General features: G+C 40.2%; 19 protein-coding genes. 16 read left to right on the plus strand and 3 right to left on the minus strand.

Going from position 1 to position 21,735, the window contains the following annotated elements; translation table 11 throughout:
- Positions 1 to 19: 19 nt before the first annotated feature.
- From FCR2A7T_RS09865 to mgtE, 9 genes are all read left to right on the plus strand, one after another.
- Positions 20 to 826, plus strand: a complete 807-nt coding sequence (locus FCR2A7T_RS09865; protein ID WP_023571138.1) for a glycogen/starch synthase — start codon at positions 20 to 22, stop codon at positions 824 to 826.
- Between the two features lie 18 nt (positions 827 to 844).
- Positions 845 to 2,521 (plus strand): DUF4270 domain-containing protein, encoded by a 1,677-nt coding sequence (locus FCR2A7T_RS09870; protein ID WP_023571139.1) that lies wholly within the window; start codon positions 845 to 847, stop codon positions 2,519 to 2,521.
- Positions 2,522 to 2,524: 3 nt separating this feature from the next.
- Entirely contained in the window at positions 2,525 to 4,372 is a 1,848-nt protein-coding gene (gene glmS / locus FCR2A7T_RS09875; RefSeq protein ID WP_023571140.1) for a glutamine--fructose-6-phosphate transaminase (isomerizing), read from the plus strand.
- Positions 4,373 to 4,523: 151 nt separating this feature from the next.
- Entirely contained in the window at positions 4,524 to 6,035 is a 1,512-nt protein-coding gene (atpD, locus tag FCR2A7T_RS09880) for a F0F1 ATP synthase subunit beta (protein WP_023571141.1), read from the plus strand.
- 62 nt (positions 6,036 to 6,097) lie between these two features.
- Positions 6,098 to 6,379, plus strand: a complete 282-nt coding sequence (locus FCR2A7T_RS09885; protein ID WP_023571142.1) for a F0F1 ATP synthase subunit epsilon — start codon at positions 6,098 to 6,100, stop codon at positions 6,377 to 6,379.
- Positions 6,380 to 6,525: 146 nt separating this feature from the next.
- Entirely contained in the window at positions 6,526 to 8,304 is a 1,779-nt protein-coding gene (locus tag FCR2A7T_RS09890; protein ID WP_023571143.1) for a tetratricopeptide repeat protein, read from the plus strand.
- Positions 8,305 to 8,387: 83 nt separating this feature from the next.
- On the plus strand, positions 8,388 to 8,699 hold the full coding sequence (locus FCR2A7T_RS09895) for a DUF4286 family protein (protein WP_023571144.1): 312 nt from the start codon (positions 8,388 to 8,390) through the stop codon (positions 8,697 to 8,699).
- 119 nt (positions 8,700 to 8,818) lie between these two features.
- A complete protein-coding gene (gene rsmA, locus FCR2A7T_RS09900; RefSeq protein ID WP_023571145.1) occupies positions 8,819 to 9,598 on the plus strand; it encodes a 16S rRNA (adenine(1518)-N(6)/adenine(1519)-N(6))-dimethyltransferase RsmA in 780 nt (259 codons plus the stop codon).
- The gene (gene mgtE / locus FCR2A7T_RS09905; protein ID WP_035118153.1) at positions 9,588 to 10,940 is read left to right on the plus strand and encodes a magnesium transporter; all 1,353 of its coding nucleotides are present in this window, start codon (positions 9,588 to 9,590) and stop codon (positions 10,938 to 10,940) included. The genes rsmA and mgtE overlap by 11 nt, the downstream gene beginning before the upstream one ends.
- Here the strand turns inward: mgtE and FCR2A7T_RS09910 are convergent.
- On the minus strand, positions 10,937 to 11,866 hold the full coding sequence (locus FCR2A7T_RS09910) for a magnesium transporter CorA family protein (protein WP_023571147.1): 930 nt from the start codon (positions 11,864 to 11,866) through the stop codon (positions 10,937 to 10,939). The genes mgtE and FCR2A7T_RS09910 overlap by 4 nt on opposite strands.
- Before the next feature lie 236 nt (positions 11,867 to 12,102).
- On the opposite strand from FCR2A7T_RS09910, the gene FCR2A7T_RS09915 reads away from it, so the two are divergent.
- From FCR2A7T_RS09915 to FCR2A7T_RS09945, 7 genes are all read left to right on the plus strand, one after another.
- A complete protein-coding gene (locus tag FCR2A7T_RS09915; protein WP_023571148.1) occupies positions 12,103 to 13,053 on the plus strand; it encodes a 2-hydroxyacid dehydrogenase in 951 nt (316 codons plus the stop codon).
- Positions 13,054 to 13,255: 202 nt separating this feature from the next.
- Positions 13,256 to 13,795: a DUF2975 domain-containing protein gene (locus FCR2A7T_RS09920; RefSeq protein WP_023571149.1), complete on the plus strand. Its 540-nt coding sequence runs from the start codon at positions 13,256 to 13,258 to the stop codon at positions 13,793 to 13,795.
- 3 nt (positions 13,796 to 13,798) lie between these two features.
- Positions 13,799 to 14,035 (plus strand): helix-turn-helix domain-containing protein, encoded by a 237-nt coding sequence (locus tag FCR2A7T_RS09925; protein WP_035118157.1) that lies wholly within the window; start codon positions 13,799 to 13,801, stop codon positions 14,033 to 14,035.
- A gap of 61 nt (positions 14,036 to 14,096) precedes the next feature.
- Entirely contained in the window at positions 14,097 to 14,594 is a 498-nt protein-coding gene (locus FCR2A7T_RS09930; protein WP_035118159.1) for a PH domain-containing protein, read from the plus strand.
- A 180-nt stretch (positions 14,595 to 14,774) separates the two neighbouring features.
- On the plus strand, positions 14,775 to 15,176 hold the full coding sequence (locus FCR2A7T_RS09935) for a hypothetical protein (RefSeq protein ID WP_035119079.1): 402 nt from the start codon (positions 14,775 to 14,777) through the stop codon (positions 15,174 to 15,176).
- 1 nt (position 15,177) lies between these two features.
- Positions 15,178 to 15,576 carry a VOC family protein gene (locus FCR2A7T_RS09940; protein WP_023571154.1) on the plus strand — a complete coding sequence of 133 codons (399 nt, stop codon included), beginning with the start codon at positions 15,178 to 15,180 and terminating at the stop codon, positions 15,574 to 15,576.
- 29 nt (positions 15,577 to 15,605) lie between these two features.
- Positions 15,606 to 15,890, plus strand: coding sequence for a TM2 domain-containing protein (locus tag FCR2A7T_RS09945; RefSeq protein ID WP_023571155.1), 285 nt, complete (start codon positions 15,606 to 15,608; stop codon positions 15,888 to 15,890).
- Between the two features lie 77 nt (positions 15,891 to 15,967).
- On the opposite strand, the gene FCR2A7T_RS09950 is transcribed toward FCR2A7T_RS09945, so the two are convergent.
- Together FCR2A7T_RS09950 and FCR2A7T_RS09955 are read right to left on the minus strand one after the other, a co-directional pair.
- Positions 15,968 to 18,754, minus strand: a complete 2,787-nt coding sequence (locus tag FCR2A7T_RS09950; protein WP_023571156.1) for a zinc-dependent metalloprotease — start codon at positions 18,752 to 18,754, stop codon at positions 15,968 to 15,970.
- Between the two features lie 117 nt (positions 18,755 to 18,871).
- Positions 18,872 to 21,655: a zinc-dependent metalloprotease gene (locus FCR2A7T_RS09955; RefSeq protein ID WP_035118163.1), complete on the minus strand. Its 2,784-nt coding sequence runs from the start codon at positions 21,653 to 21,655 to the stop codon at positions 18,872 to 18,874.
- Between the last annotated feature and the right edge of the window lie 80 nt (positions 21,656 to 21,735).

A 21,735-nucleotide genomic window follows, 5' to 3' on the forward strand; every position in this document is an offset into this window, starting at 1 on the left:
TTTTAAAAATAAAATACAAATGGAGGATAAGAGGATATTGTATGTATCATCCGAAGTAGTGCCGTACTTAGCTGAAAATGAGGTTTCTTTAATGTCGTATGACGTGCCGAAAATGATTAATGATCAGGGCGGCCAAATACGCATTTTTATGCCAAGGTACGGAAATATTAATGAGCGCAGACATCAGTTGCATGAGGTGATTCGGTTGTCGGGAATGAATTTGGTGGTGAATGATATGGACATGCCTTTGATTATTAAAGTGGCTTCCATTCCGAAAGAGCGTATTCAGGTTTACTTCATCGATAACGACGAATATTTCAAACGCAAGGCGACTTTTACCGATGAGGAAGGGGTTTTGTATCCGGATAACGATGAACGCGCCATTTTCTTCGCGAAAGGAGTAGTGGAAACCGTAAAAAAACTGAATTGGGTGCCGGATATTATTCACGTGCACGGATGGATGGCAGCAATGCTTCCGGTATACATGAAGCATTTCTATAAAAATGAAGCGCTTTTTGCCGACACTAAAATTGTAACTTCGGTGTACAGTCAGTCTTTTGACGGTACTTTAGATCCCGAAATGCTTAAGAAGGTGACTTTTGACAATGTTCCTGAAACGGCGGTTAGCGATTTGGCTGTTCCGAATTTCGAAAACATTATGAAAACTTCCATCATGCATTCGGATGCAGTTATTATTGCATCGGAAGAGGTGTCTCCAAGTTTAACAAAATTTATAGAAACATCAAATAAACCTTTTTTACCTTTCGTCCCGAAAGAAAAATTTGCGGAAGTATATACGAATTTCTACAAAACGCAGGTTTTATAATAAATTGATAAAAAGAATATGAATAAAATTTCATTGGTTAAGAAGTTGCTGCTGTTGTCTTCGATAGTTTTTTTTGCTTCTTGTGACAAAGAATTCAATACCATCGGTTCGGAAATTGTTGGGGATGATTATTTTAATTTTACCAAAACGGAACTTCCGATTACTGCAAGTAACTTTGCTACAGGGCCGGTACAAACCAATAATCTGACTTTAAATTCACTTGGGACTTATCATAACCCGGCTTTTGGAACCACTACGGCGCATTTTGTGACACAGGCTGAATTGCCTTTTTCAAATGTTACCGTTAATACAAATCCTGTAATTGATTCGGTTTGGGTGTATGTGCCGTTTTTTAGCACGCAAACGGATACGGATGCGGATGGAATTCGCCAGTTTGAGTTGGATTCCGTTTATAAAAATAACGTCGATAAGTTTAAGCTGAAAGTATATGAAAACGGGTATTATTTAGGAAATTACAACCCGGATAATGAAAATGGAGTACAGCGTTTTTATTCGAATGATAAAGGTTTGATAGAGAGTAATCTCATAGGAGCTGATCCTTCTGGAAATGCAGTTCCGAGCGGACCTTATCTGAATAATTCCACAAATCTTTCTGAGAATGAAGAGTTTTTCTTTAACAATGAGGAAAGAATTATATACAAAACCAATGGAGCCGGTGATTATGTGAATGCTTCCGGTGAGGTTTTGGCCGATCAGGGCGATGTGTCGCTACGGGTTATTAAAGAGCGTTTCGCACCCGGAATTTGGTTGAACCTTAATAAAAAGTATTTCGAAAATAAAATTCTAAAGGCAGGGGCTCAAAATTTATCCAATAACAATGCTTTTAAGTCGCATTTCAGGGGCTTGTATTTTCAGGCACAGGCCATTAATGCCACAGATGGCGCGATGGCTTTGTTGGATTTTTCAAAAGGCTATATTAAGATGACCTACAAGATGGATTCTTCTACGGATGATGATAATGATCCGACTACCCCAACAGCTACAAGACTTAAGCGTAATTTAACATTGAGATTGGGGGGGAATACCGTTAATTTCTTCGATACCGATTATACGTTGCCTTCGGATCCATTAAATCAAAAGCTTTATTTAAAAGGTGGTAACGGATCGGCAGCTTATATTGATTTATTTGATACAAGTATAGATGCCAATAATAATCAGGTACCCGATGCGTTAGACGAATTGAGAGCTAACAATTGGTTGATTAATGAGGCGAATCTTACCTTTTATATCGATCAGGCTGCGATGAGTCTGACAGGACAATTAGAGCCTAATCGTATTTATTTGTATGATTATAATAATAAAAAACCGCTCGTTGATTTTTATGCTGACGGTTCCACCAATGGATCTGTTCCCAAATTCAACAAAAGAGGGTTTGGAGGGATTATCGAAAAAAGTGCCGATGGGAAAGGACTTAAGTATAAAATCAGAATTACAGAATATCTGAAAAGTTGTATTAAGAACGATTCAACCAATTTCAGATTGGGGTTGGTGGTAACGGAGAATATAAATACTATTACTAATGCCTACATGAGACCGCCGGCTGGGCAGCAACCCACAAGAGTTGTGCCGCTTTCTTCGGTTATCAATCCGTTGGGGACTATTTTGCATAGTCCGAACAGTACGGATTCGAATAAAAGACTTAAATTAGAGATTTACTATACAAAACCTGACTAAATTATGTGTGGAATTGTTGGATATATAGGTTACAGAGAGGCTTATCCTGTAATTATTAAAGGATTGAAAAGACTGGAATACCGTGGGTACGACAGTGCTGGTTTGGTTTTGTGCGAAGAAGGAAAATTTAAACTTTCCAAAACAAAGGGAAAAGTTTCCGACCTTGAAGCCAGAGCTGAAAAAGAAATTTCATTAACCGGAACCATGGGTATGGGACATACGCGTTGGGCTACTCACGGAGTGCCGAATGACGTGAATTCTCATCCTCATTTTTCGAATTCCGGAGAATTGGTGATTATTCATAACGGAATCATCGAAAATTATGAGCCACTAAAGAAAGAGTTGATTAATCGTGGCTATACTTTTAAGTCGGATACCGATACAGAAGTGTTGGTGAATCTGATTGAGGAAATCCAGAAGAAAGACAATCTTAAATTAGGGAAAGCGGTTCAGGTGGCACTTAATCAGGTGGTTGGTGCTTATGCTATTGCAGTGATGGATACCAAAAAACCCGATGAAATCGTGGTAGCCCGTTTGGGAAGTCCGTTGGCCATCGGAATCGGGGAAGGGGAATATTTTATTGCTTCCGACGCTTCACCTTTTATTGAATATACTACCAATGCGATTTATCTTGAAGATGAGGAGATGGCGATTGTACGTTTGAATAAACCGATGAAAGTTCGTAAAATCAAAGATGATTCGTTAGTAGATCCTTATATTCAACAGTTACAGATGAATCTGGAACAGATCGAAAAAGGTGGTTACGATCACTTTATGCTGAAAGAGATTTACGAACAGCCAAGTGTGATTAAAGATACCTACAGAGGGCGTTTGCATGCCAACAAAGGTATGATTCAAATGGCTGGTGTAGAAGATAATATCGACAAATTTACCAACGCGAATCGAATTTTAATTGTGGCTTGCGGAACATCATGGCATGCCGGTTTGGTTGCGGAGTATATTTTTGAAGAATTTTCGCGAATTCCTGTTGAAGTGGAATATGCGTCTGAATTCCGTTACCGTAATCCAATTATTTATCCGGACGATGTGGTAATCGCTATCTCGCAATCAGGAGAAACTGCGGATACTTTAGCGGCAATTAAGCTGGCAAAAGAAAAAGGAGCGTTTGTTTTTGGGGTATGTAACGTGGTGGGTTCGTCTATTTCGCGTGAGACACATGCCGGAGCCTACACACATGCCGGTCCGGAAATCGGAGTGGCGTCTACAAAAGCGTTTACCACACAAATTACGGTATTGACGATGATGGCATTGCGTTTGGCTAAAGCAAAAGGCACTATGAACACGTCGGATTACCAACGTTATTTGCTGGAGCTGGAACTGATTCCGGAAAAAGTGGAAGAAGCATTGCAAACCAATGAAGTGGCAAAAATGATTGCTTCCATATACAAAAGCGCACCCAATTGCTTGTATTTAGGGCGAGGGTATAATTTCCCGGTAGCTTTAGAAGGAGCATTGAAATTAAAAGAGATATCCTATATTCATGCAGAAGGTTATCCGGCTGCAGAAATGAAGCACGGACCGATTGCTTTAATCGACGAACACATGCCAATTGTGGTCATTGCGCCAAAGCAAAATCATTACGATAAGGTAGTAAGTAATATACAGGAAATCAAAGCACGAAGCGGGAAAATCATTGCCGTGGTAACTAAAGGCGATACGCAGGTACGTGCATTGGCCGACCATGTAATTGAAATTCCGGATACGGCAGAAGCACTAACACCTTTGCTGACCACAATACCGTTACAGTTGTTGTCTTATCATATTGCGGTCATGCGCGAATGTAATGTCGATCAGCCGAGAAACCTTGCAAAATCGGTTACTGTAGAATAATATTCAAAGCGGATTTTTAGCGATCCGCTTTTTTATTGCAAAAAATTCAAAAATTAATTTTCATTTTTAGCATATAAAAAACTATCTTTGCGCTCTGAAAAAAGAGGTTTTTTCAAGAAACGTAAATAGCTGTTTAATAAATACATAAGCAATGTCTAAAGTTACAGGAAAAGTTGCACAGATTATCGGGCCGGTAGTTGACGTGGTTTTTAACACGCAAAATGCCGAACTTCCAAAGATTTATGATTCATTAGAAATCATTAAAAAAGATGGTTCAAAATTAGTACTTGAAGTGCAGTCTCACATTGGTGAAGATACAGTTCGTACAATTTCCATGGATTCAACGGATGGTTTAAGTAGAGGTACTGAAGTGCTTTCAACTGGTAACCCAATCCAAATGCCAATCGGAAAAGATATTTATGGCCGTTTGTTTAATGTTATCGGAGACGCTATTGATGGTCTTGGAGATTTGCCAAAAGAAGGTGAGAATGGTTTGCCAATTCACCGTCAGGCTCCAAAATTCGAAGATTTATCAACTTCATCAGAAGTTTTATTCACAGGGATTAAAGTAATCGATTTGATTGAGCCTTACGCAAAAGGAGGTAAAATTGGATTATTCGGTGGTGCCGGTGTAGGTAAAACAGTATTGATTCAGGAGTTGATCAACAATATTGCAAAAGGTCACGGTGGTCTTTCTGTATTCGCAGGAGTAGGAGAAAGAACACGTGAAGGAAATGACTTGCTTCGTGAGATGTTAGAGTCAGGAATTATCAAATATGGTGACGATTTCATGCACTCTATGGAAAATGGAGGATGGGATTTGGCTAAAGTAGATAAAATGGGTATGAGAGAGTCGAAAGCGACTTTCGTATTCGGTCAGATGAATGAGCCGCCAGGAGCACGTGCTCGTGTGGCATTATCAGGTCTTTCTATCGCTGAATATTTCCGTGATGGAGCTGGTGAAGGACAAGGGAAAGACGTACTTTTCTTCGTAGACAACATCTTCCGTTTTACACAAGCAGGTTCTGAGGTGTCGGCACTTTTAGGTCGTATGCCATCTGCGGTAGGTTACCAACCAACATTAGCAACGGAAATGGGTGCGATGCAAGAGCGTATCACATCAACAAAAACAGGATCTATTACTTCAGTACAGGCGGTTTACGTACCTGCGGATGACTTAACAGACCCGGCACCGGCAACTACGTTTGCTCACTTAGATGCTACAACGGTATTGTCTCGTAAAATTGCTGAGTTAGGTATTTACCCTGCGGTAGATCCATTGGATTCTACTTCTCGTATCTTAACCCCGCAAATTTTAGGTGCAGATCACTACAACTGTGCGCAAAGAGTAAAAGAGATTTTACAGAAATACAAACAATTACAGGATATTATCGCGATCTTAGGTATGGAAGAGTTGTCTGAAGATGACAAGTTAGCTGTATCAAGAGCACGTCGTGTACAACGTTTCTTGTCTCAGCCGTTCCACGTAGCAGAGCAGTTTACAGGTATTCCGGGTGTATTGGTTGATATTAAAGATACTATCAAAGGATTTAACATGATTATCGACGGTGAGTTAGACCACTTACCTGAGGCAGCGTTCAACTTGAAAGGTACCATCGAAGATGTTATCGAAGCGGGACAAAAAATGTTAGCTGAAGCGTAAATCAATGGATAATTGACAATGGATAATTGTCAATTGTTAATTATCAATTATCAATTAGAAACATGATTTTAGAAATAGTATCACCAGAAGCCACATTATTCAAAGGAGAAGTTACCTCGGTAGCGGTTCCCGGAGTAGACGGCGAGTTCCAGATGTTAAACAACCACGCGCCAATTGTGTCGTTGTTAGGGAAAGGAAACGTAAAAATTGTAGGTTCGGGTTTAAAAATCGCAAAGGAGTTTGCTGATAAATTCAACAAAGTGAACGAACAGACATTTTGGTTGCCAATCGAATCGGGAACAATCGAAATGAATGACAATAAAATAATTGTTTTAGCCGACTAAGACAATTAAAATACAAGGAAAAAGTCCCGAGAAATCGGGACTTTTTTTATAATACAAATCCATACAAATGACCTTGGCTGTAAATTAACAACGTAATGTACGTCAATTACAAATTCAATGTTTAAATTTATAGCTTAATTGTGCCAATGAAAAAAGTCTTTTTCCATCTGCTGTTCCTTTTCTCGCTAACCGTTTTTTCGCAAAACGAACAGTTGGCGCAGAATTATTTTGACCGCGGCGAATTCGAAAAAGCCATTGTGGTCTACGAAGATGTAATCAAAGCACAGCCTTATAATTATGTGGCTTTTCAAAAAGCAGTTGCTTGTTATCAGCAGTTAAAGCAGTACGATAAGGCCGAAAAGCTCATTCAAAGCCGCATTGATAAATTAAAACAGGACAATTTATATGTAGAACTGGGTTACAATTATCAGTTGCAGAAAATGCAGGATAAGGCCGAAAAGAATTATAAAATCGCGTTAGACAAAATCAGGGAAAATCCTAATAATGTTTATGGGGTTGCCAATACTTTCGAACAAAAAGTACTCGTTGAAAAAGCCATTCAGGCTTATGAATTAGGGAAATCCCTCAATCCCAATTTTAATTTCGACTACCAGTTGGCTTTATTGCAGGGGCAAATGGGGAATATGGAACTGATGACTGATAAATTGCTTGATTTTGCCTTTTCCAATCCGATGAACCTCCCGATGGTGCAGAATCAGCTTACCCGATTCATGACCGAAGAATCTAATGAGGTTTTCAACAGCTATCTGAAAAAAGCATTGCTGATTCGTACTCAAAAAACACAGGATGTTTTCTGGAACCAGTTTTTAAGCTGGTATTTTGTACAACAAAAAGAATACGGAAAAGCGTTTATTCAGGAAAAAGCCATTTTTAAACGCAATCCCGAAAATTTTTATAACATCATCAATCTCGCGCAATTGGCAGTTCAGGAAGGTGAAGTGGAAACCGCTACGGAAATACTCAACTTCATTCTGCAAAACACACAGGATTTGGAATTGCAGATGGAAGCCCATTACCAATTGGTTTCGATGGAAATTGACAAAGCTTCTGCGAAAGTCTACCCAGCAATCCGTCAAAAACTGGAACTGTTGCTGAAACAGTACGGGATATCGCCTTATTCGTTGCACCTGCAAATCCTTTCGGCTCATTTTAATGCCTTTCAGCTGAAACAATTCGACGCAGCGAAAGCCATTTTAAACAACGCGTTGGCATTGCCCTTGAACAATTACCAAAAAGCGGAAGTGAAGGACGAACTGGCCGATATTTTACTGTTGGATGAAAAATTCAATCAGGCGATAATTTTTTATGCGCAAATCGAAGATGATTTAAAAAATGATGAAATCGGACATCAGGCGAGTCTGAAAATGGCCAAAGCCAGTTACTTTAAAGGCGATTTCGAATGGGCTCAGAAACAGTTTAAAGTGTTGAAGTCATCGTCTTCCCAACTGATTGCCAACGATGCGCTGGAATTGTTTCTGCTGATTAGCGACAATACCGTGGAAGATAGTACGCAAGTCGCTTTAAAAAAATTCGCAAGAGCCGATTTTTTGATGTACCAGCACAAAAATCCGGAAGCCTTAAGTCAGTTTAAAATGATTTTGGAGCAACACAAGGGGCAAGGTATCGAAGACGAAACGCTGTTGAGAGTCGGAAAATTGTATGAAAGACAAAATGATTTTCAACAGGCTTTAAATTTCTACCAGCAAATCCTCGACAACCACAAGGAGAGTATCTATACCGATGAAGCTTTGTTTTTCTCGGCAGAGATTTATCGAAAGCAACTGTCGGATGTCGAAAAAGCCAAAGCCTTATATGAAAAAGTGCTCTTCAGTCATCAGGACAGTATTTATTTCGTCGAGGCAAGGACCTATTACCGTAAATTGCGGGGCGATACGAATTTGTAGTTGAGAAGGGAATAGGAAATAGGAAATTGGGATAAGAGATAAGGGTTGAAGAAACCAAATAACAAATACACAAATAATCAAAGATGATAATCTACAACGTAACCATCAACATACACGAAAGCGTTCACGACCAATGGATGCAATGGATGCAGGAAAAACACATCAACGACGTGCTGGCCACCGGAAAATTCACTGCGGCACGCATGGTGAAAGTGTTGGTGGAAGAAGAAATGGGCGGGGTAACCTATTCCATTCAGTATACCACCGATTCCAAAGAAACCCTGGAGCGGTATTATCAAGAAGATGCGCCAAGACTTCGCGAGGAAGGATTGCAACTTTTTGGCGATAAAATGCTGGCGTTTCGTACGGAACTGGAATTGATATCGGATCATTAGATTGCTGGACAGTAAGATTGTTAGCTATTTTAAATGTTTTGATTTTTTTTAGCAAATCCAATAATCTGTCCTTCTATTAGTCCAACAATCCATTAATCTAACAATCCAACAATCTGAATATGGATAAAGTAACAGCAAAAAAGCACCTCGGGCAACACTTCCTAAACGATGAGAGTATTGCCAAAAACATAGCCGATACCCTGACCTTGCAAGGTTATAAAAACGTATTGGAAATCGGTCCTGGAATGGGTGTGCTTACTAAATATTTATTGGAAAAACCCATCGATACCTACGTGATTGAAATCGATACCGAATCGGTGGCCTATCTCGATGCACATTATCCGAAACTGCACGGAAAAATCATTTCGAAAGATTTTCTGAAATACAACATTAAGGAAGTTTTCAACAGTGAACCGTTTGCCATCATTGGGAATTTCCCCTACAATATTTCCACACAAATTGTTTTCCGAACCTTAGAATTGCGCGATCAGATTCCGGAATTTTCGGGTATGTTTCAAAAAGAAGTGGCCGAACGCATCTGTTCCAAAAAAGGAAGCAAGGTTTACGGGATTTTATCGGTGCTGGCACAGGCTTTTTACGAGGTGGAATACCTGTTTACGGTAGATGAACATGTCTTTACCCCGCCACCAAAAGTGAAATCGGGCGTGATGCGTATGATCCGTAAAGAAGATTACAAATTACCCTGCGACGAGAAATTACTGTTTAACGTAGTGAAAACGGCCTTCAACCAACGCAGAAAAACCATGCGTAACAGCTTAAAATCGATGAATCTGTCGGATAAGTTACGAGAAGATAGTATCTTTGACCTCCGTCCGGAGCAACTTTCCGTGGAACAATTTATCGAACTGACCCAAAAAATAGGAGCCGATGGAGTTTAAAATCAGCAAAGACCTAATTCAACAATTAGAGCAACTTATTCAAAGCAAGAGCGACCAGCAACTGGAAGCCCTGCTAAATGACTTGCACCACGCTGATATTGCCGAAATCCTGGACGAATTGGATTTCGACGAAGCTACCTATATTTTTAAAGTACTCGATTCCGAAAAAACGGCCGAAATTCTACTCGAATTAGAAGACGATTTAAGGGAAAACATCTTACGCCGACTCTCCGCTAAGGAAATTGCAGAAGAGTTGGACGAATTGGATACCGATGACGCGGCCGACATTATTGCCGAACTACCACAGTCTAAAATGGAAGCGGTTATCTCCGAGCTGGAAGACGTTGAACACGCCAAAGACATTGTTGATTTGTTGCGTTACGACGAAGACACCGCCGGGGGTTTGATGGGAAAAGAGTTGGTGAAAGTCAACGAAAACTGGAACGTACTCACCTGCGTGAAAGAAATGCGCCATCAGGCCGAAAACGTTACCCGCGTACATTCGATTTACGTGGTGGACGACGAAGACCGCTTGAAAGGCCGACTTTCCCTGAAAGATTTACTGACGACCTCTACCAAAACGCCTATCAGTGAGGTGTACATCAAAAAAGTAGATTATGTAAAAGTAGATACGCCCGATGTGGAAGTGGCCCGTATCATGCAGAAATACGACTTGGAAGCCATTCCGGTAGTAGATGAAATGGGACGTTTGGTGGGCCGCATCACCATTGATGATATTATCGACGTAATCAAGGAAGAAGCCGATCAGGATTACCAGTTGGCAGCCGGTATCTCGCAAGACGTGGAGGCGGATGACAGCATCTTGGAACTCACCCGCGCGCGCTTGCCGTGGTTGGTTTTGGCGCTTTTCGGAGGTTTTATCAGTGTACGGGTGCTGAATATTTTCGAACCGGCCATGGAATCTCATAAAGCCTTGTTCTTTTTTACCCCGCTAATTGCAGCTATGGGTGGAAATGTTGGCGTACAATCCTCGGCGATTATCGTACAGGGTTTGGCCAACAACGCCATAACCGGAAGCATCGTACAACGTTTGTTAAAAGAATTATCACTTAGTTTGCTTAACGGACTCATTTTATCGGCAATTCTTTTTGCCGGAAGTTATTTTTTATTGGGATATGAAATCCATATCGGCGTTACCGTAACCATAGCCTTGTTGTCGGTAATTATTATCGCCTCACTTAACGGTACTTTTATTCCAATCATTCTGAACAAATACGGTATTGACCCCGCTTTGGCAACAGGGCCTTTCATCACAACCACCAACGACATTCTCGGGATATTGATTTATTTCTCTATCGCAAGAGTCATTCTGGGTTTTTAAAACAGATTTTTCTTTTTAAAAAGCACCGCTCCGATTACCGAAAATACTCCTGAAAATAAAATCACAATCCAAAGTCCGTTTGGGTTGTTCTCCAATGCATTCGGCACATTCATACCATACAAACTGGCAATTAATGTCGGAATCATCAGTATGATTGAAACCGAAGTGAGCCGTTTCATGATTACGTTAAGGTTGTTGGAAATTACCGAAGCATACGCATCCATCATTCCGGTGAGGATGTTACTGTAAATATTGGACATTTCCTGTGCCTGTTTCAATTCGATGTCTACATCCTCGAGCAAATCCGGATCAAAATGCGTTCTTTCACTTTTGATGTTTTTGATGCGGTGAAACAAAACATCGTTCCCTTTTATGGATGTGATGAAGAATACCAGGCATTTTTCCAATTGCAGCAAAGCTTGTAATTCTTCGTTTTTGATGGATCTTTCCAAATTGTCTTCCGCCAGTTTAATACGCTGATTGATCTGCTTGAGGTATTTTAAAAACCAGATGCTGGAAGATAGCAAAAGTTTCAGTACCAAATCGAAGTGATTCTTGATAAGGATGTTTTTGCGTTGGGTGTAGGCAACAAAATCGCCAATCATTTCCGTGGAATGGAAACAAACCGACACGAAAATGTCTTCTTTAAAAATGATTCCCAATGGTACTGTGGTAAACGGAAGCTTGGAATCATTGTTTTTATAAGGGATTCTCAGAATAATCAACTGCCATCGGTTTTCTTCTTCGATACGTGGACGTTCATCGATATCTTCAATATCATTGTAAAAGGCTTCGGGAATCTGCAGTTCGTTCAGTAAGAAATTACGGTCGTCAGCAGTTGGGTTTTCAATTGCAATCCAGCAATTTTCGATTTGGTTGTCAGTGGCTACCAACCCTGAAAGACCATTTTTGTAAAAGTTTTTCATGCTTTACGCTTCATTGTTTGTCGAATAAAGCGCAAGATGCGGGGTCTTTATTCGGGATTATTTATTTTCCTTTGGTAACTGTCCATATCGTTTTAATGATAATTTTTGGCAAAAGTAAGTCTAAACGGTTAAAGTAAGTCTTAAGATTTGTATAAATTCCGATAGTCTGTTAGAGCTGTTTTAAGTTATCTGCATTTAAATCAATTTTGTACTTTTGAAAAAACACAGACTGTAACTTGAAACCACAAGAAATTAAAATCCTTCACATCGACAGCAACCATCCGTTGTTGTGGGAACAATTACAACAAGCCGGATTTCAGAACGAAGAAGATTTCAAATCCTCTAAGCATGAAATTGAAGCTAAAATTCACGACTATCACGGGATTGTCATCCGTAGCCGGTTTAAAATCGACAAAACGTTTCTGGACAAAGCCACGAAGCTGCAATTTATCGCGCGGGTAGGTGCCGGACTCGAAAGTATTGATTGCGACTATGCCGAAAGTAAAGGAGTTGCCCTGATCGCTGCTCCCGAAGGCAATCGTAATGCGGTAGGCGAACATGCACTCGGGATGCTGTTGTCCCTTTTCAATAATTTAAATAAAGCCGATAAAGAGGTGCGCAGTGGGCATTGGAACCGTGAAAGCAACCGCGGCCACGAACTCGACGGAAAAACCGTGGGCATCATAGGATATGGAAATATGGGGAAATCGTTTGCGAAGAAACTCCGCGGTTTCGATGTGGAAGTGTTGTGTTACGATATTGTAAGCGATTTGGGCGACGAAAATGCGCGTCAGGTGTCTTTGGGTGAATTTCAGGAGAAAGTCGATGTGGTGAGTCTGCATACGCCCTGGACGCCGGAAACCGACAAAATGATCAACGCCGATTTTATCAACGCCTTTGCCAAGCCGTTTTGGTTTATCAATACCGCCAGAGGCAACAGTGTGGTTACCGCCGATTTGGTTGCGGCACTTCAATCGAAAAAAATACTGGGTGCCGGACTCGACGTGTTGGAATACGAAAAACTTTCGTTCGAACACTTGTTTGAGGATGAAAAACCACCTGCATTCGAATATTTACTGCAGGCAGACAATGTACTGTTGACCCCGCACATCGCAGGCTGGACCGTAGAAAGCAAAATCAAGTTGGCGCAAACCATCGTCGATAAGATAGTGCAATTGTATCGTTAAACGGAGAGTGGTTTTTGTGTTTTGATTTTTGAATTTCTTTTTGCTGTCATTTGTGCATTTCCATCGTTGTAATAAAGAATTGTAGGTTAGCTTCAAGACGGTTATTCTGTTTGTTCGATAAATATTTTTTAAATAAAGTTATATTTTTATTGTTTATCGATAAATAATAATTATTTTTGATGTGTCAAATTTAATTTTAGGAATGATGTCAACAACAAACAATTTCGTATTTAAAGGGTTACATATTGTGGCTTGGCTTATTTTTGTCGGCTTGAGCATTGAGGCAGGAGGCGTAATCGTAAACTTTTTTTTCAGTCTGTTCAAACCTGAATTTGTTCAAAATCTTTATCAGAAATTAGACTTAAGTGAAATGTACCGCGACAATAGGTTTGCTTTTTTTGGAACGTATAGTTTTATTCTGATTATTTCAATTTTAAAAGCCGGGCTCTTTTACTTGGTTGTCATGCTAATGCATAAAATGGATTTGTCGAAACCGTTTGACGCATATGTTGCCAGACAAATTTCCAAGATCGGTTATTTCACGCTTTCAATTGGTTTGCTGAGTTATAGTGCCCGAGCGTTTGTTGGGAATTTAAACCGACACGGTTTTATTACCGATAATTTAAATCAATTTTGGGCCGACAGTCAGGCGTTTATTTTGATGGGAGCCGTAATTTATATTATCGCAACCATTTTCAAAAAAGGAGTGGCAATACAAGACGAAAATGATTTAACCGTATAAGTGATGGCAATAGTAGTGAATTTAGACGTTGTAATGGCTAAACGAAAAATGTCTCTCAATGAGCTTTCGGATAAAGTCGGATTGACCTTGTCAAATCTGTCCATATTGAAGACCGGAAAGGCAAAAGCAATCAGATTTAGTACTTTGGAAACAATTTGCGAGGTGTTAGAATGCCAACCGGGCGATATTTTGGAATATGTTAGTGATGAAAAACCAGCAACGAACCGCTTTGTTGATTAAGTAAAGTATTGTTTATTTTTGATACACGATTGTTGAAGGCGAAATATATAATAAGTGTAGTATGGTATTTAAAGCACCCTTAGACATCACCGCAAAACTCATGACCGCAAGCATTACGTTGTTGTTTGTAATGATAGTTGTCGGACCGAGATTACTTGGAAAAACCGGCGACACTGAAATTCAGATAGGAGTGCTGCTGTTTTTGATGGTGGTTTACGGAATTACGTACGCATTTAGTCCATTGTCTTACGAAGTAAACGAAACGGATTTAATTATCAAAAGGCCATTTCGGAATGTTGTCATTCCTCTTCGTCAGATTAAAAACGTTTTTAGGATTGAGCAAGGCAAATTAACTTGGTCCATCCGAACATTTGGGGTGGGTGGTTTGTTCGGGTATTTCGGGCAGTTTTGGAATAAAGAATTCGGGAACATGACCTGGTATGTCACCCGAAGAAACAAAACGGTGATGGTGATTACCCAAAACAATAAAAAAATTGTACTGTCGCCTGAGGATGCTGAACAATTCGTGGCAATGTTTTCTCAAACAGGCTCACGCTAAATGAAGTTCTTCTGTTTTTTTAAAGCTTTAAAGGGTGTCTTAAGGCTTTTTTTGTTTACAGGTATAAAAGAGGTGTTGCGTGTTGGTTCTTTGTTGTATCGGCGTAAAAATGTGGTTTAAAGAAACGTCTTGTAAAAACAATGAATATTGTAGTATATTTATAAAACCAAAAACTATTTTATGAATAAAATCAGCTACTATCTCATGGTATTTGTGGGCGTGCTAACCTGTCTGCAATTTATCCCCCATGCTTTTATGGGTTATCCTGCTATTTTGGAGCACATTCAAAAAGGAGAAATTCAGGAAGTCGCCGCACCCGGAATGCAAATCATTTGGCTGTATTCGTCCATTATGATGCTGCTTACCGGAATCTGGATGCTGTTCCTGTCCAAGCCGATAAAAGAAGGCGACAATAAAGCACGACTTCAGGGGCTGTTCCTTTCTTTAGGACTTATCGCTTTCGGCTTAATCTGCAATTACATCACCGGCGAGATTGTAAATCACCTTTTCTTTTTTATGATTGAAGGGGTGTTGCTGTTGCTGGCGACTACTATTTTCTTTAAAATTAAATCCAACGAATAATATGAGCAATAAAGACATTAAGAGGGTTACAGGATTGGGAGGTTTTTTCTTCAAATGCGATGATCCTAGCGCAACCAGAGAGTGGTATAAAAATCATTTAGGAATCCCTGTAAACGACTACGGCTGGACATTTAAATGGAAAGATGAAAACGGGAAAGACGGTTCGACACAATGGTCGCCATTTTCGACCGAAACCAAGTATTTTGAACCGAGTCAGAAACAATTCATGATGAATTTCCGGGTAGATAATCTCGAGCTGCTTCTAGAAGTTTTAAAGAAAGAAGGCGTTACGGTTGTCGGGGAAATGGAATCGTATGACTACGGAAATTTTGGATGGATTTTAGATCCTGAAGGCAATAAAATAGAGCTTTGGGAGCCTAAAGACGAATCGATTTTATAAAAAAAGCGAGACTTAATAATTAAAAAAATATGGAAGTTACCAGACCAAAAGAAGATTGGAACAAACCACAGCCACCCCAAGAGGAAAATAAGAAACTTGCCTGTGGTATTTTAGCCATATTGGTAGGCCCTTTGGGGATTCATAAGTTTCACCTTGGTTATACTACGGAAGGTTTTATCACTTTAGTGCTTACGGTTTTTACCTGCGGAGCTATAACGTATCTTATGGGAATCATTGAAGGAATTATTTATTTAACCAAAACTGATCGGGAATTTTACGAAACTTATCAGGTCAATAAGCGACCTTGGTTTTAATAAATTATCCGGTTATGATATAAAAGAAAAGCGCCTTTAAGGCGCTTTTACTTTTTATGGTTAAAGATTACTTCTAATTATTCGATAACGATTTTCTTAGTTTCTCTTCGGTCACCATCTTGAACCGTTACCAGGTAAATTCCGGATTGAACTCCGTTTAATTTTACATTTTGGTTGAAAGTTCCCGTGTTTTGATATTCTTTTTCCAATACCAAACGACCTCTTAAATCGTGTACACCAATTTTAATTTCGTTAGACGAATTTGAGGTAAACTGTACGTTAAAGTTACCGTTGTTCGGGTTAGGGTAGATTGTGAAATCCTGTAAACCGAAGCTGTCAGTCGCAAGTGTAACCACTGTGTCGGTATGACATAAGGTTAAAGTTGCGCTTGTGATGGTGTTAGTTGTAACTGTACTTTTTGCAGCAAGTCTCCATGTTCCGGCAGAGTTCATTCCGTCTAAAGAAGATAAAGCGCTTTGTGGGATGTAGTTTGCTCCTGTGGCAGTAGCATTACAGTCGAAAGCGATACCTTCGTCATCAAAAATGGCGTCAAGATTTGCTTTAGTATTATTACATCCAGATGTTGGTCCGTCGAAAACAGGAACGTCTACTACACCAGATCCTGGTTTTACCAATCCGAAAGAAACTTGGTTGGTTCTTGCAGCAGTACAAACTACTCTGAAGTTAGCGTCAGAAATTGTGTAGCTGTCAGTAATCGCTGGTATAGTGTATCCTGTCCATCCTGTAGCCATTGCTTGAGCAGGGCTGAAAGTTCTTGTGTAATCGGTACAAGTAGTAGTGGTGGTTACTGTATAGCCAATTGCAATATTTTTAACGTTTACGTTAAAGAAAATGTTTCCTGAAGCTTTCACCATAACTCTACAGAAAGGCGCAGCAATGTTTGGTACCGTGATGGTTTGCGAACCGTCATTTGGAGTGTTCGCAACTAATACAGTTGAGAAAGTAGCACCATTGTCCGTGGATAATAAGATGTCTACATTCGCTCCACCTGCACTTGTGTTGGTGCTGTTAACAGCCCATGTGATGGTTTGTGTAGAACCTTGGTTCCATGAAATTCCGTCAGTATTTTGAGAAGTAACCGTTAACGGTCCTCTTGTAGCGTCAACAGTAACTACCATGTTTCCGTAGTTCGTTTGACCAACTTTAATTGGTGCTGTAGCACTGTATGGTACATTATCTCTAACGGTTAAACGGAAATTTAAAGTTCTAGCAACAGAGCTTAAGGCTTCTGAAGCTACTTCTAATCCCGGTGTAGCTGTTAAACCACTTAAAATGGTTGACATCGTAGGGAAGTATCTTACTGGTGATGCAGTCGGAGCAAAAGATCTCCAGTTTGGACCTGAAGCTTTCGTTGCTGAAGCACCACTGTTTGCTCCCGTTTGACCGGAAACGTCATCGTATTGTTCCCAGCTGTAAGTTAATGCGTCTCCGGCATTTGCGTCAGTAGCCGCTCCGGTTAACATAAACGGTGTGCTTTTTGGAATGGTGTAGTTGGTAAGGGCAGAAACAACCGGAGTTGCGTTGTTTGCTGTAATAGAAGTTGTAACCGGACAAGTTTTACCTGCTAAGTTAGTTTGAATTTGATCAATAGTTGCTGCGTGATAAGCATCGATAGAGTGCGGTACGAAATCATACGAAGTAATTCCGGCATACCCCATAATGGTTACTCCAGAACCTACTTCCATGTTAACTCCAGAACCTTCACTTGCGTGAGAGAAAGTGTGGTTTCCACCCAATTGGTGACCTACTTCGTGTACTACATAATCAATATCGAAGTTGTCTCCCATAGGGATTCCGTCGCCTGGAGAAGTAAATCCACTCCCTTTGTTTTTGTCTGTTGTACTTGCCGTGTCATTCACACAAACACAACCGATACAACCTGCATTTCCTCCACCTCCGGAAGCTCCGAAAAGATGCCCGATGTCATAAGCGGCATTGTTGGCTGCCAATGAAGTTGCAGGACCTGTAAGGCTTGAACTTAATGTGTTTTGCAATTCGGCATTCCATGCTCCTCCAGAACCAGTAGCGGCTGCAGAATATGGGTCAGTAGCAGGGTCGTAGTAAATTACATTTGTAGATTGTGCTACTAAATTAAGATGAAGCGCTAAATCTTTTTCATAAACACCGTTACAACGTGTTAATGTATTGTTTATAGCGGCTAGTACTAATCCAACCTGGGCAGAACTTGTTGCTCCAAAATAGTTTGAATATTCAGCGGTAACGGATTGTGCTAAACGCATTGTTTTTAACTGGGATGCACTTGATTTTCCAGCTGCATTTTTTGCCTGAGGAGTAATTCCGTCAAACATTACTTTGTCTTCTGTAGAACATGCCCATGGTAAACTGCTTTTGTCTCTTTGTGATTTGAAAACAGCGTAAATTGTGTGATCTGCCGAGTAAGGCTCGATAAATTCATTCGGTTTGTCTGTTCTGAAAACCATAGTTTGAATACCCTGTGGAGAAATACTCAACTTAAGAGTTGCATATTTATCGGTAATTCCTTTTCCGGAATAGGCTCTGATTTCCGGGAATTGTGCTTGTAAGTCGGCTTCGAAATTAGAAGCTTCGTACATTTCAAATTGCTCTAAACCACCATCCGCGTTGGGTAATGTGATGATGACTTTTTGATTTGCAATTTGAGTGGAAAACAACGTTTGTCTGATGTTGCTTAAGTTTAGTTCGTATAAGTCGAACTTTTTTGGGAAAGTAAGACGCGCAACCCCTTTGTCGGTTGTGATCTTACTGCTTTCTCCTTTGTGGGCTGACCAAAACTTGTCACTTTGTGAATATCCTGCAGACATCACAAATGCAGCTAAGGTTGCAAATAGTAGATTTTTTTTCATTATAGTTAATGTTAAGTTTGTGTCAAATTTATGATTTTTTTGTAAGATTCCAAATTTCAGAGCGTTAAATAAAAAAAGGCGTCAAACATGACGCCTTTTTCTTGAATTATTCTTGAATTATCGAATAGAGATTTTCTTAACTTCTTTTCTTTCACCATCCTGAACAGTTACCATGTAAACGCCGGATTGAACATTGTTAAGTTGAACATTTTGGTTGAAAACGCCTGAATTCTGATATTCTTTTTCAAAAACCAATCGGCCTCTCATGTCGTGAACACCAATTTTAACTGTGTTTCCGGAGTTTGAAGTAAAATGTACATTGAAGTTACCGTTGTTTGGATTCGGATACAATGTGAAATCTTCCAAGCCGAAATTTTCAGTCGATAAAGTAATCGTTTGTGAACAAATTTCGATACCCCAAGTGTCTACAGTTCCCGTATCTCCAGTATAATTGTCGTATACTCTGAAGGTCCAAGTTCCGTTTGGATTTTGTCCGTTAAAAGCAGATAAGGCTGCTCCCGGTGCAACGGTTTGTAATGTTGCGGCACCAGCAGTACAATTGATTGCGGCACCACCATCTGAAAATTTCAGATTCACTGTTCCGTTAGTAGCTCCACAACTTCTGTTGAATAATTTCACAAAAGTGGTTGGATTAGCCGGGCTGCTGATATCGGTTTGAACATCAGAAAGGTAAGTATGCGTGATTTTGTTGAAAACGTTTACAGTTCCAATATTCGTTGTAGTTGGCACGTTAATGGTTCTTGTAGTGTAATTTCCAGGTGCTTGATCTACAAACGGTAATGGAGTACTGTCTGTATAGGTATTACAAGTATTGGTTACAGTATAACCGATAGCGAAATCTTTTGAATTCACATTGAAGAAAATGTTTCCGGAAGCTTTTACCATAATTCTACAGAATGGAGCAGCGATATTTGGAACCGTAATAGTCTGAGAACCGTCATTTGGTGTGCCGGCAACTAAAACGGTTGGGAAAGTCTGACCGCCGTCTGTTGAAAGTAAAATATCCACATTCGCACCACCGGTACTTGTATTGGTGCTGTTAACAGCCCATGTAATGGTTTGTGTAGAACCCTGATTCCATGAAATTCCCGTAGTTCCCTGAGAAGTAACAGTTAACGGACCTCTTGTGGCGTCAATTGTTACCACCATGTCGTCGAAATTAGTTTGTGCTACTTTAACAGGTGCTGTAGCACTGAAAGCTGCGTTATCTCTAACTGTAAGTCTGAAGTTAAGTGTTCTTGCAACCGAACTAAGAGCTTCCACAGTGATGTCTGTGCCTGCTGTTGTAGTTTGATTCGCCAAAATAGAACTTAGAGTTGGGAAATATCTGGAAGGTGAAGCGGTAGGGCTGTAGTTTCTCCAGTTAGGTCCTGTTGTCTTAGTAGCAGAAGCAGCACTGGCGGCACCAGTTTGTGCCGCTGCATCGTTGTCGTATTGTTCCCAGCTGTAGGTAAGAGCATCGCCTGCATTTGCATCGGTTGCAGATCCTGTAAGTTTAAACGGTGTGCTTTTTGGGATTGTGTAATCCGATCCTGCGTTAGCTACTGGAGTAGCATTGTTTGCAGTAATAGAAGTGGTAACCGGGCAGGTTTTGCCTGCTAAATTTGCTTGGATTTGTGCAATTGAAGCAGCATGATAGTATTCAATGGAATGCGGAGCGATATCTTGTGATGTAATTCCGGCATATCCCATAATGGTAACTCCTGAACCTACTTCCATATTAACTCCTGAACCCTCGTTGCTCATGGAGAACGTGTGGTTTCCTCCTAATTGGTGACCTACTTCGTGTACTACATAGTCAATATCGAAGTTGTCTCCTTGTGGTATAGCGTCAGCCGGAGAAGTAAAACCACTACCTTTACGGGTATCGGTAGTACTTGCGGTGTCGTCAACACATACACAACCGATACATCCTGCATTACCACCGCCACCATCAGCACCAAATAAGTGTCCAATATCGTAAGCGGCATTGTTGGCTGCTAAAGAAGTTGCGGGTCCTGTAAGACTTGAGCTCAACGTGTTTTGTAATTCGGCATTCCAAGCTCCTCCAGCCCCCGTTCCGGAAGCTGAGTAAGGGTCTGTTGCGGGATTGTAATAAATTACATTCGTTGATTGTGCTACAAGGTTTAAATGCAAGCCCAAATCTTTTTCATAAACACCGTTACAACGTGTTAAGGTGTTGTTGAAAGCTGCTAGGACTAATCCAACCTGTGCAGCACTTGTAGCGCCAAAATAATTTGCGTATTCTGCAGTACAAGATTGCGCCAAACGCATAGTCTTTAATTGTCCTGCGCTGGATTTGTTTGTTGTTTGTTGTGTTTTGTTGGAAATACCAGCAAACATTTCTTTGTCTTCAACAGAACATGTCCAAGGTAATTTTCCTTTTTCTCTTTGAGATCTGAATACGGCATAAGTTCTGTGATCCTGAGAATATGGTTCGATGAATTCATTGGCTTTACCGGTTCTGAAAACCATGGTTTGGATACCCTGAGGAGAAATACTCAACTTTAAAGTAGCGTATTTATCAGTTATACCTTTTCCGGAATAGGCTCTGATTTCCGGGAATTGTGCCTGTAAATCGGCTTCAAAATTCGAAGCTTCATACATTTCGAATTGCTCCAAGCCTCCGTCTGCATTTGGTAAAGTAATGATTACTTTGTTAAATGAGGTGCTGTTTTGCATTGAAAACAAGGCTTGTCTTAAGTTGCTTAAGTTAAGATCATACAAGTCGAATTGCTTCGGGAAAGAAAGACGGGCAACTCCTTTGTCAGTCGTAATTTTGCCACTATCTCCTTTGAAAGCAGACCAGAACTTGTCGCTTTGCGAATGTCCAATGGATGTCGCGAAAACTGCTAAGGTTAATAGTAATGTTTTTTTCATTTTAATAAGGTTAGTTTTTTTCAAAATTACATTTTATTTTAATATTTTAATAAATTTTAGTGAAATAAACAAAAAAAGCA

Origin of the sequence: Flavobacterium cauense R2A-7 (assembly GCF_000498475.1) — a bacterium.
Classification (GTDB): Bacteria; Bacteroidota; Bacteroidia; order Flavobacteriales; family Flavobacteriaceae; genus Flavobacterium; species Flavobacterium cauense.

What these genes read in the sequence shown, in the direction of transcription:
- FCR2A7T_RS09870 (WP_023571139.1), top strand. Translation starts at nt 845, where the DNA reads ATGAATAAAATTTCATTGGTTAAGAAGTTGCTGCTGTTGTCTTCGATA.
- FCR2A7T_RS09895 (WP_023571144.1), top strand. Translation starts at nt 8,388, where the DNA reads ATGATAATCTACAACGTAACCATCAACATACACGAAAGCGTTCACGAC.
- glmS (WP_023571140.1), top strand. Translation starts at nt 2,525, where the DNA reads ATGTGTGGAATTGTTGGATATATAGGTTACAGAGAGGCTTATCCTGTA.
- FCR2A7T_RS09930 (WP_035118159.1), top strand. Translation starts at nt 14,097, where the DNA reads ATGGTATTTAAAGCACCCTTAGACATCACCGCAAAACTCATGACCGCA.
- FCR2A7T_RS09865 (WP_023571138.1), top strand. Translation starts at nt 20, where the DNA reads ATGGAGGATAAGAGGATATTGTATGTATCATCCGAAGTAGTGCCGTAC.
- atpD (WP_023571141.1), top strand. Translation starts at nt 4,524, where the DNA reads ATGTCTAAAGTTACAGGAAAAGTTGCACAGATTATCGGGCCGGTAGTT.
- mgtE (WP_035118153.1), top strand. Translation starts at nt 9,588, where the DNA reads ATGGAGTTTAAAATCAGCAAAGACCTAATTCAACAATTAGAGCAACTT.
- FCR2A7T_RS09920 (WP_023571149.1), top strand. Translation starts at nt 13,256, where the DNA reads ATGATGTCAACAACAAACAATTTCGTATTTAAAGGGTTACATATTGTG.
- FCR2A7T_RS09935 (WP_035119079.1), top strand. Translation starts at nt 14,775, where the DNA reads ATGAATAAAATCAGCTACTATCTCATGGTATTTGTGGGCGTGCTAACC.
- FCR2A7T_RS09945 (WP_023571155.1), top strand. Translation starts at nt 15,606, where the DNA reads ATGGAAGTTACCAGACCAAAAGAAGATTGGAACAAACCACAGCCACCC.
- FCR2A7T_RS09940 (WP_023571154.1), top strand. Translation starts at nt 15,178, where the DNA reads ATGAGCAATAAAGACATTAAGAGGGTTACAGGATTGGGAGGTTTTTTC.
- rsmA (WP_023571145.1), top strand. Translation starts at nt 8,819, where the DNA reads ATGGATAAAGTAACAGCAAAAAAGCACCTCGGGCAACACTTCCTAAAC.
- FCR2A7T_RS09950 (WP_023571156.1), bottom strand. Translation starts at nt 18,754, where the DNA reads ATGAAAAAAAATCTACTATTTGCAACCTTAGCTGCATTTGTGATGTCT.
- FCR2A7T_RS09885 (WP_023571142.1), top strand. Translation starts at nt 6,098, where the DNA reads ATGATTTTAGAAATAGTATCACCAGAAGCCACATTATTCAAAGGAGAA.
- FCR2A7T_RS09955 (WP_035118163.1), bottom strand. Translation starts at nt 21,655, where the DNA reads ATGAAAAAAACATTACTATTAACCTTAGCAGTTTTCGCGACATCCATT.
- FCR2A7T_RS09925 (WP_035118157.1), top strand. Translation starts at nt 13,799, where the DNA reads ATGGCAATAGTAGTGAATTTAGACGTTGTAATGGCTAAACGAAAAATG.
- FCR2A7T_RS09890 (WP_023571143.1), top strand. Translation starts at nt 6,526, where the DNA reads ATGAAAAAAGTCTTTTTCCATCTGCTGTTCCTTTTCTCGCTAACCGTT.
- FCR2A7T_RS09910 (WP_023571147.1), bottom strand. Translation starts at nt 11,866, where the DNA reads ATGAAAAACTTTTACAAAAATGGTCTTTCAGGGTTGGTAGCCACTGAC.